Below are 9,339 nucleotides of genomic sequence, written 5' to 3' on the forward strand. Positions count from 1 at the left end.
CACCCGTCAGCGGCTGCCGGGCAGGAACTCCTGGAGTTTCGTCTTCGCGCCCTGCATCAACACGTGCCAGGCGTTCGGGTCGCCCTTGACGAGGGCCTGCGCGGTCGAGGTCATCTGCTCGAGGGTGGCGTGCGGCGGGATCGGCGGAACCTCCGGGTCGCAGTGCACGTCCAGCAGAGCCGGACCGCTGCCGCCGAGCACCCTGTCCCAGGCGGGACCGAGCTGGTCGGGATCGTCGATCGTGAGGGTGTCGAAGCCGAGCGCGGCGGCGAACGCCGCGTACGAGACGTCCGGCAACGTCTGCGACTCCTCGAATTTCGGTGCCCCGCCCATGGCGCGCAGCTCCCACGTCACCTGGTTGAGGTCGTGGTTGTGGAACACGCACACGATCATCCGTGGATCGGACCACGACTCCCGGTACCGGGCGACGGTCAACAGTTCGGCCAGGCCGTTCATCTGCATCGCGCCGTCCCCGACCAGCGCGACGACCGGGCGGTCCGGGTGCGCGAACTTCGCACCGATCGCGTACGGCACGCCCGCACCCATCGTGGCGAGAGTGCCGGACAGCGACGCCCGCATGTGCCCACGGATCCGCAGGTTGCGCGCGAACCAGTTCGTCGACGAACCGGAGTCGCCGGTGATGATCGCGTCCTCCGGCAACCGTGCCGACAGCTCGTGGACCACGCGCTGCGGATTCACCGGTTTCGCCTCGAGCATCGCCTGCTGCCGCATCGTGTCCCACCACTGAGCGACGCTCGACTCGATACCGGAACGCCACGACGTGGGGTTCTTGCGTTGCAGCTGGGGCAACAGGCGCGCAGGGTCGCCTTCGCCTCGCCCACCAGGTTCACCTCGGTCGGATACCGCATCCCGAGCACGCCGGGGTCCAGGTCGATCTGCACGGCACGCGCCCGGCCGAACTCGGGCAGGAACTGGCTGTAGGGCATGTTCGAACCCACGATGAGCAACGTGTCGCAGTCGCGCATCATCTCGTAGGTCGGCCGGGTGCCGAGCAGGCCGATCGCCCCGGTGACGTACGGAAGTTCGTCCGACAGCACGTCCTTGCCCAACAGCGCCTTCGCCACGCCCGCACTCGTCAGCTCGGCGGTCTGCATCACCTCGTGGGCGGCGTTGCGGGCACCCTGGCCGACGAGGATCGCCACCCGTTCGCCCGCGTTCAGCACCTCGGCCGCGCGGGCGATCTCGTCCTCGGGCGGCAGGACGACCGACCGTGGCGTGCTCGGCGGGCCGGAGGGCACGTGCTTGAACTCGTGCTGCGGCGGCTGGTACTCCTGTTCCTGCAGGTCGGCCGGAATGATCACCGCCGTGACGGTGCGCTCACCCCACGCCGTGCGCAGTGCGCGGTCGAGCGCGTTGGGCAACTGTTCGGCGGCGTTGACCTCCACGAGGTAGTCGGACGCCACGTCCGACAACAACGCCTGGAGATCGACCTCCTGCTGGTAGCTGCCGCCCATCGCGGTGCGCGCGGTCTGCCCGACGATCGCGACGACCGGCACGTGGTCGAGCTTGGCGTCGTAGAGCCCGTTCAACAGGTGGATGGCACCGGGACCGGACGTGGCCATGCACACGCCGACGTTGCCGCTGAACTTGGCGTAGCCCACGGCCTGGAACGCCGACATCTCCTCGTGCCGCGACTGGATGAACCGCGGCCGGTTGTCGGCCTCGCCGAACGCCGCGACGAGGCCGTTGATGCCGTCGCCCGGATAGCCGAACACCTGCTCGACGTCCCATTCACGCAGTTGCCGCAGTACCTGGTCGCCGACCGTTTCCGCCATCACGTCTCCTGTCCTCGACTCCTCGGGGCCGCCCCGGGACTACCCACCGGCCGCCGCGCCAACCCGGTCGTACGATGAGGCGCGTGAAGCACATCCACGCGGGCAAGGTCAGGGACCTCTACGACGACAACGGCGACATCCTGTTCGTCGCCTCGGACCGGATCTCGGTCTACGACGTGCCCCTGCCGACCCCGATCCCCGACAAGGGCGCGCTCCTGACGCAGCTGTCGCGCTGGTGGTTCGACCGGTTCGCCGATCTGGTGCCGAATCACGTCATCTCGGCCACGGACGTGCCGGAGGAGTTCGCGGGGCGCGCGCTGCGGTGCAGACCGCTGTCGATGGTGAAAGTGGAGTGCATCGCCCGCGGCTATCTGTCCGGGTCCGGTCTGAAGGAGTACCGCAAGCACGGCACGGTGTCCGGGATCGCGTTGCCGGACGGTCTGGTGGAGGGCAGCGAACTGCCGGAGCCGATCTTCACGCCGACGACGAAGGCCGACGAGGGGCACGACGAGGCGATCACCTTCGACGACGTCGTCGCCCAGGAGGGCGGCGAGACGGCCGAGCAGCTGCGCGAGTTGACGTTGGCGCTGTATCGCGCCGGGGCCCGGCACGCGGCCGACTGCGGCATCATCGTCGCCGACACCAAGCTCGAATTCGGGTGGGACGCGACGGCACCCTCACCCTCGGCGACGAGGTGTTGACGTCGGACTCGTCGCGGTTCTGGCCGGCCGACGAGTGGCAGCCGGGCCGCACACAGCACGCGTTCGACAAGCAGTTCGTGCGCGACTGGGCGACGTCCACCGGCTGGGACAAGACCCCGCCGGGCCCGGACCTGCCGATCGACGTGGTCGACGCGACCCGCGCCCGCTACGTCGAGGCGTTCGAGCGCATCACCGGGCAGACCTGGCGGCCGGCGTGATCACCGGCCGCCGGGGTTAGTTCCCGGCCGGCGGGGTCGGCGGGCCCGCGGCGTCCGCGCCGCCGTTCGGTTCGCCGGTGCCCGGCCATTCACCCCACCCTTGCGCGTGGGCGAACGCGGCGGCCACCAGCACGAAGGCGGCGACCAGCACGAGTCCGAAGTTGAGGGTCACCAGTCCGAGCACGATCAGCGCGCCGGCGAACAGTTCGAGGGCGCGCCGCAGGACCCGTCCGCCCGGCGACCGGCGCGGCGGCCCGCCGCGGCCGAAGGCCTCCGCCAGTTCCGGGTCGTCGTCGGACAGCTGCCCACCGATCCGTTCGAGTTCTTCGCGTTCGCGACGACTCAGCATTGACGTTCCCCGTCCTCGCATCACATCCGTCGGTCGTGTTCCCGCGACGGCTACCCGCACGGTCGCGCCGCTAACCGCCACCGACGCGGCACACGTAACGCGCAGATGTCCCGGTCGCCACGAACCGCGCGCGCTCGTGATCACCCGGCAATGAAGTAGCTCGGTTTCCGGAAACACGACGTTCCTAGCGTGTGCCGGCGGCGACACGATCGGCCACTCCGAAAGTCGGTCTCCCCACGTGTCGCCGGTCCCGGTCCCCGAGGGAAGGCGAAATCCGACGTGAAATCGGCGAGCACTGGTCTGCGGCGTGGCCGCGTACTGCGCGTGGCGACCCTGGCGGTCACCGCATCGTTGTTGTTGGTCTCGTGCGGCAACCGTGTCGACGACGCCGGCGGCGGCGACGCGGCGGCCGCGGAGTCCTGTGTCGACACCTCCGGCGACTCGATCAAGGTCGGGTTCGTCAACTCCTTGTCCGGAACCATGGCGATCAGTGAGCAGACGGTGCACGACTCGCTGCAACTGGCGGCGAAGCAGATCAACGACGACGGCGGTGTGCTCGGCAAGCAGCTCGACATCGTCAGCGAGGACGGCGCATCCGAGCCGACGGTGTTCGCCGAGAAGGCGGGCAAGCTGATCGGTGACGACTGCGTGGCCGCGATGTTCGGCGGCTGGACGTCGTCGTCGCGCAAGGCGATGCTGCCGATCGTCGAGGGCTCGGGCTCGCTGCTGTTCTACCCGGTGCAGTACGAGGGCCTCGAATCCTCGCCCAACATCTTCTACACGGGCGCGACGACGAACCAGCAGATCGTGCCGGCGCTGGACTATCTGGCCGAGCAGGGCGTCGAATCGCTGCACCTCGTCGGATCGGACTACGTGTTCCCGCGCACGGCCAACCGGATCATCACGCAGTACGCCGAGGCCCACGACATCGAGATCACCGGCGAGGACTACGCCCCGCTGGGCCACACCGACTTCTCGACGATCACCAACAAGGTGCGCCAGGCCGACGCCGACGCCGTGTTCAACACCCTCAACGGGGATTCCAACGTCGCGTTCTTCAAGGAGTACCGCAACGCCGGACTGTCGCCCGACGACATGCCGGTGATGTCGGTGTCGATCGCCGAGGAGGAGGTCGAAGGCATCGGCGCGCGCAACCTCGAGGGCCAGCTCACGGCGTGGAACTACTACCAGACCGTCGAGACCCCGGAGAACGAGCAGTTCGTCGAGGCCTTCCGCGACGAGTACGGCGACCAGCGGGTCACGTCCGACCCGATGGAGGCCGCGTACACGTCCCTGTTCCTGTGGAAGGAAATGGTCGAGCAGGCCGATTCCTTCGCCACCGAGGACATTCGTGCCGCGGCCGGCGGCGTCACGTTCGACGCCCCGGAGGGCACGGTCACGGTCGACGGCGACAACCAGCACATCGCGAAGACCTCCCGGATCGGCGAGATCGGCGACGACGGCCTGATCCACACCGTGTGGGACTCCGGGGAACCGATCGAGCCCGATCCGTACCTGCGGGGCTACGACTGGGCCGACGACCTGTCCGACGGCTGACCCGGCCTGCGCCCGCGCGGGCACCCACTCGAGAAGGACCTTCGTGGAAGCATTCTCCAGTCAGCTCTTCGCCGGGCTGTCGCTCGGATCCGTGCTGCTCCTGGCGGCACTCGGCCTGGCACTGACGTTCGGCCAGATGGGCGTCATCAACATGGCGCACGGCGAGTTCATCATGGCCGGCGCCTACACGGCTTTCGTCGTGCAGGGCCTCGTCGGCGACGCCGGCGTGTCGCTGTTCGTGTCGATCCCGGCGGGGTTCCTCGTCGGCGGCGCGTTGGGCGTGGTGCTCGAGGCGACGCTGTTGCACCGGATGTATCACCGTCCACTCGACACACTCCTGGTGACGTGGGGTGTGGCGTTGATCCTGCAACAGCTCGCCCGGGACATCTTCGGTGCGCCCAACGTCGACGTGGCCTCGCCGAGCTGGTTGTCCGGCAACGTCGACCTCGGGTTCGCCCAGGTGTCGGCGGCCCGGCTGTTCATCCTGGTGCTGGCGGTGGCCGCGGTCGTCGCCCTCGGGGTGCTGTTGAAGGCGTCGTCGTTGGGCAGGCGCATCCGGGCCACCGTGCAGAACCGTGATCTCGCGCAGACGGTCGGCATCTCGACGCGCACGACGGACCGGTTGACGTTCTTCATCGGATCGGGCCTGGCGGGTGTCGCCGGGGTCGCGTTGACCTTGCTCGGTTCGACGGGTCCGACGCTCGGGACGAACTACATCGTCGACGCGTTCCTCGTGGTGGTCGCCGGCGGCATCGGGCAGATCAAGGGCTGTGTGATCGCCGCGTTCGGACTCGGCCTGTTGCAGGCGACGTTCGAGTACTCCACGACCGCCAGCCTCGCGAAGGTCGCCGTGCTCGTCGCGGTCGTGATCTTCCTGCAGGTCCGGCCGCAGGGAATCTTCAGCGTGCGGACGAGGAGCCTGGTATGAGCACGTTCCGACGGCATGTGCCGGCGCTGTCCGGGTTCGTCGCGATCGCGGTCGCCCTGCTCGTCGTGGCACCGTCGGTGCTGTCGGCGTTCCGGCTGTCCCTGCTCGGCCAGTTCGTGTGTTTCGCGATGGTGGCCGTCGGTATCGGACTGGCGTGGGGCCGGGGCGGCATGTTGACCCTCGGCCAGGGCGTCTACTTCGGACTCGGCGCCTATGTGATGGCGATGCACATGAAGCTCGACGACGCGGGCCCCGGCGGCGTCCCCGACTTCATGGACCTCTACGGCAGCGGCGTGGTCCCGCTGTGGTGGGAACCGTTCCGCTCGCCGGTCGTCACGTTGGTCGCGATCGTGGCGATTCCCGCGGTCGTGGCGTTCACGCTCGGCTGGGCGATCTTCCGCAGACGGGTGCGGGGTGCCTACTTCGCGATCCTGTCGCAGGCGTTGGCGGCGGCGTTCGCGATCCTGCTCATCGGGCAGCAGACCACCACGGGCGGCACCAACGGTCTCAACGGTTTCCGCTCGTTCTTCGGCTACGACCTGTTCGACCCGGTGAACCGGCGGATGCTGTTCTTCATCGCCTCGGCCGCGCTGCTGGCGATGTTGGTGCTCGCGTGGCAGTTGTATCGCTCGCGGTACGGCGAGCTGTTGATCGCCGTACGGGACCAGGAGGAGCGGGTCCGGTTCCTCGGCTACGACCCGGCGATGGTCAAGACGGTCGCCTACGTCATCGCGGCGGTGATGGCCGGGATCGGCGGTGCGTTGTTCGCGCCGATCGCGGGGATCATCTCGCCGGAGGACGTGGGCGTGGTCCCGTCGATCGCGTTCCTCATCGGCGTGGCGATCGGCGGGCGGACGACGCTGTTCGGTCCTGCCCTGGGCGCGTTGGCGGTGGCCTGGGCGCAGACGTCGTTGTCGGAGAACTTCCCGTCGTTCTGGACGTACTTCCAGGGCGCCCTGTTCGTGGTGGTGGTCGCGTTCCTTCCGGGGGGGCTCGCCTCGTTGGCGGGTGTGTGGAAGCGGCGCAGGCGGGCGAGCGTCCCGGCCGAACGCGAGGAGGCGTCGACATGAGCATGACCGCCGACTATCTGGAACTGTCCGACGTGCGGGTCGAGTTCGACGGGTTCCGCGCGGTGGACGGGGTGTCGCTGACGGTGTTGCAGGGCGATCTGCGGTTTCTCATCGGGCCGAACGGCGCGGGCAAGACGACGCTGGTCGACGCGATCACCGGGCTCGCGAAGGCCACGGGGTCGATCCGGTTCGGCAGGACGGATCTGCTCGGCCGTCCGGTGCATCGCATCGCGCGGCTGGGAATCGGGCGCACGTTCCAGACGGCGAGCGTGTTCGAGGAGCTGTCGGTGTTGCAGAACCTGGACATCGCGGCGGGCGCGCATCGCAAGGCGTGGACGTTGTTGCGGGCGCGCGGATCGGTGCCGGCCGCGGTGGAGGCGGCGTTGGACACGGTGGGTCTGGCCGAGCACCGCGGCCGCAAGGCCGGCGAGTTGTCGCACGGGCAGAAGCAGTGGCTGGAGATCGGGATGCTGCTGGTGCAGGACGCGCGGGTGTTGTTGCTGGACGAACCGGTTGCGGGCATGAGCGGTGACGAGCGGCAGGCGACGGGCGAGTTGCTGCGCCGGGTGGGTGTCGACCGCACGGTGGTCGTGGTGGAGCACGACATGGAGTTCATGCGGGCGTTCGCGGATTCGGTGACCGTGTTGCACGGGGGCCGCGTGTTGTCGGAGGGCAGCGTGGCGGAGGTGCAGGCGGACAGGCGGGTTCAGGAGGTCTATCTCGGCACTGCCGCGTCGGACGGGGAGGTGGAGTGATGCTCGAGTTGGTCGACGTCCACGTCGGGTACGGGCGCACGACGGTCGTCCACGGCGCGAGCCTGTCGGTGCCGGAGGGCGGCGTCGCGGCGGTGTTGGGGCACAACGGGGCGGGCAAGACGACGTTGCTGCGTGCCGCGGTGGGGCTGCTGTCACCGACGTCGGGGCGGGTGCTGCTCGACGGCCGGGACGTGACCCGGGCGCGGACGAACAGGCGGGTGCGGCGCGGGATGGCGTACGTGCCGCAGGGTCAGCAGAGTTTTCCGCAGTTGACGACGGCCGAGAATCTGCAGTTGGTGGCCGATGCCCATCCGGGGGCTCGGGTGGACGACATGGTGGAGAAGTTCCCGGCGTTGACGGAGGTGCTGTCGCGGAAGGCCGGGTTGTTGTCCGGTGGGCAACGTCAGCAGCTCGCGATCGCCCGCGCACTGCTCACGGGGCCGCGGGTGTTGATCCTGGACGAGCCGACGGAGGGCATTCAGCCGTCGGTCGTGGCGGAGATCGAGCAGACGATCGTGGATCTGACGACGTCGGGTGATCTTTCGGTGTTGCTCGTGGAGCAGCATGTCGGGTTCGCGTTGTCGGCGGCGGAGCGTTATTACGTGTTGGCCTCGGGTCGGGTCGCGTCCTCCGGCGACGGGGGTGCCGGCGCGCACGATGCGGTGCGTGCGGCCATGGCCATCTAGGGCTGCGGGCGGCACTACCCTGGGGGCCATGAAGCGTCCTGTGTCTCCGTTGCCGCAGCGCAATGGGCTTGATGCCGCGCGGGTGCGGTTGCCGGTGGACGGGACGTGGGCGACGGTGCGGGACCATTTGGTGGAGCGGTTGCACCGGCTGGAGCCGGCATACATCGACGAGATGTTGGCGGCGGGCCGGTTCGTGACGGCCGCGGGTCCGGTGCGGGTGGACACTCCGTATGTGCCGGGTGATTTCGTCTGGTTCCACCGCGATCTTCCCGACGAGGTGCCGGTGCCGTTCGACATCGGTGTCGTCTACCGCGACGCCGATCTGGTGGTGGCTGACAAGCCGCATTTCCTGGCGACGATTCCGCGGGGCAAGCACGTCATGCAAACGGCGTTGGTGCGCCTTCGCGACGAGTTGGGCTTGCCGGAGTTGAGCCCGGCGCACCGCTTGGATCGGGTCACGGCGGGGTTGTTGATGTTCACGGTGCGCCGCGAGTTGCGCGGGCCGTATCAGAATCTGTTCCGGGACCGTGTGGTGCACAAGGAGTACGAGGCGATCGCGCCGTTCGACCCGGACCTGGTGTTGCCGCGGACGGTGCGCAGCCGGATCGTGAAGCGGCGCGAGGTGGTGACGGCCGAGGAGGTGCCGGGCGAACCGAACGCCGAGACGTACGTCGAGCTGCAGGAGCACCGCGACGGCCTCGGCCGCTACCGTCTGGTGCCGGCGACGGGCCGCACGCATCAGCTGCGCGTGCACCTGGCGTCGTTGGGTGTGCCGATCGTGGGCGATTCGTTCTACCCGGCGACATACGAGACGCCGTTGGACGATTTCAGTTCCCCGTTGCAGTTGTTGGCGAAGGTGCTGGAGTTCACGGACCCGTTGACGGGCGAGCGTCGTCGTTTCGAGAGCTGCCGCACCCTGTCCGCCTGGCCGGGTTGACGCCTGACGCCGCCGGTCAGGACGGCGGCGGGTCTGAGCCGGTGGTGCTTGCGGCCTCGGAGCGCGGCGTTGTCGACGGCGGTTGAGCCACCGTCTTTGGCCCACTGCTTGTGGTGGTCGAAGTCGCGGTGCCGGGCGGGCCGTCGGCACCAGGGGACGATGCACATGTGGTCGCGGACCTGGACGAGTGTGCGGATCGTCGAATTCGGACGATACGAGGATCGCCCCAGGTCAACGGGGTTACCGGTGGCGGGATCACACAGCACCTTCCGCCAGATCGACTTGGGGTTGGTCATGATCTCCCGTGCGTACGCGGCCGGGACTGGTCCGATCCCGTCGATC

General features: G+C 68.8%; 7 protein-coding genes and 2 pseudogenes. 7 read left to right on the forward strand and 2 right to left on the reverse strand.

The features are described 5' to 3' along the window. Window positions 1-6: 6 nt before the first annotated feature. Window positions 7-1,796, reverse strand: a pseudogene (locus tag BJF85_RS13285) (thiamine pyrophosphate-requiring protein). Window positions 1,797-1,870: 74 nt separating this feature from the next. Between BJF85_RS13285 and BJF85_RS13290 the strand changes: the two are divergent. Further along, window positions 1,871-2,715 (forward strand): annotated as a pseudogene (locus BJF85_RS13290) (phosphoribosylaminoimidazolesuccinocarboxamide synthase). Between the two features lie 16 nt (window positions 2,716-2,731). On the opposite strand, the gene BJF85_RS13295 reads toward BJF85_RS13290, so the two are convergent. Continuing rightward, a complete protein-coding gene (locus tag BJF85_RS13295) occupies window positions 2,732-3,064 on the reverse strand; it encodes a DUF3040 domain-containing protein (protein WP_075847803.1) in 333 nt (110 codons plus the stop codon). 324 nt (window positions 3,065-3,388) lie between these two features. On the opposite strand from BJF85_RS13295, the gene urtA reads away from it, so the two are divergent. Genes urtA through BJF85_RS13325 form a run of 6 tightly spaced genes read left to right on the forward strand, consistent with a single transcriptional unit; the run spans window position 3,389 to window position 8,997 of the window. Beyond that, window positions 3,389-4,621 (forward strand): urea ABC transporter substrate-binding protein, encoded by a 1,233-nt coding sequence (gene urtA / locus BJF85_RS13300; RefSeq protein WP_255375607.1) that lies wholly within the window; start codon window positions 3,389-3,391, stop codon window positions 4,619-4,621. A gap of 43 nt (window positions 4,622-4,664) precedes the next feature. Next, window positions 4,665-5,549, forward strand: coding sequence for an urea ABC transporter permease subunit UrtB (gene urtB / locus BJF85_RS13305; RefSeq protein ID WP_075847805.1), 885 nt, complete (start codon window positions 4,665-4,667; stop codon window positions 5,547-5,549). Next, window positions 5,546-6,619: an urea ABC transporter permease subunit UrtC gene (gene urtC, locus BJF85_RS13310; protein WP_075847807.1), complete on the forward strand. Its 1,074-nt coding sequence runs from the start codon at window positions 5,546-5,548 to the stop codon at window positions 6,617-6,619. Before urtB ends, urtC begins: the two co-directional genes overlap by 4 nt. Then, complete coding sequence (gene urtD / locus BJF85_RS13315) at window positions 6,616-7,374, forward strand: urea ABC transporter ATP-binding protein UrtD (protein ID WP_255375608.1); 759 nt, start codon at window positions 6,616-6,618, stop codon at window positions 7,372-7,374. Before urtC ends, urtD begins: the two co-directional genes overlap by 4 nt. Beyond that, on the forward strand, window positions 7,374-8,060 hold the full coding sequence (gene urtE, locus BJF85_RS13320) for an urea ABC transporter ATP-binding subunit UrtE (protein ID WP_075847811.1): 687 nt from the start codon (window positions 7,374-7,376) through the stop codon (window positions 8,058-8,060). Before urtD ends, urtE begins: the two co-directional genes overlap by 1 nt. Window positions 8,061-8,088: 28 nt before the next feature. Further along, window positions 8,089-8,997, forward strand: coding sequence for an RluA family pseudouridine synthase (locus tag BJF85_RS13325; RefSeq protein ID WP_075847813.1), 909 nt, complete (start codon window positions 8,089-8,091; stop codon window positions 8,995-8,997). Window positions 8,998-9,339: the final 342 nt, after the last annotated feature.

This window comes from Saccharomonospora sp. CUA-673 (assembly GCF_001942305.1).
Lineage (GTDB): Bacteria > Actinomycetota > Actinomycetes > Mycobacteriales > Pseudonocardiaceae > Prauserella.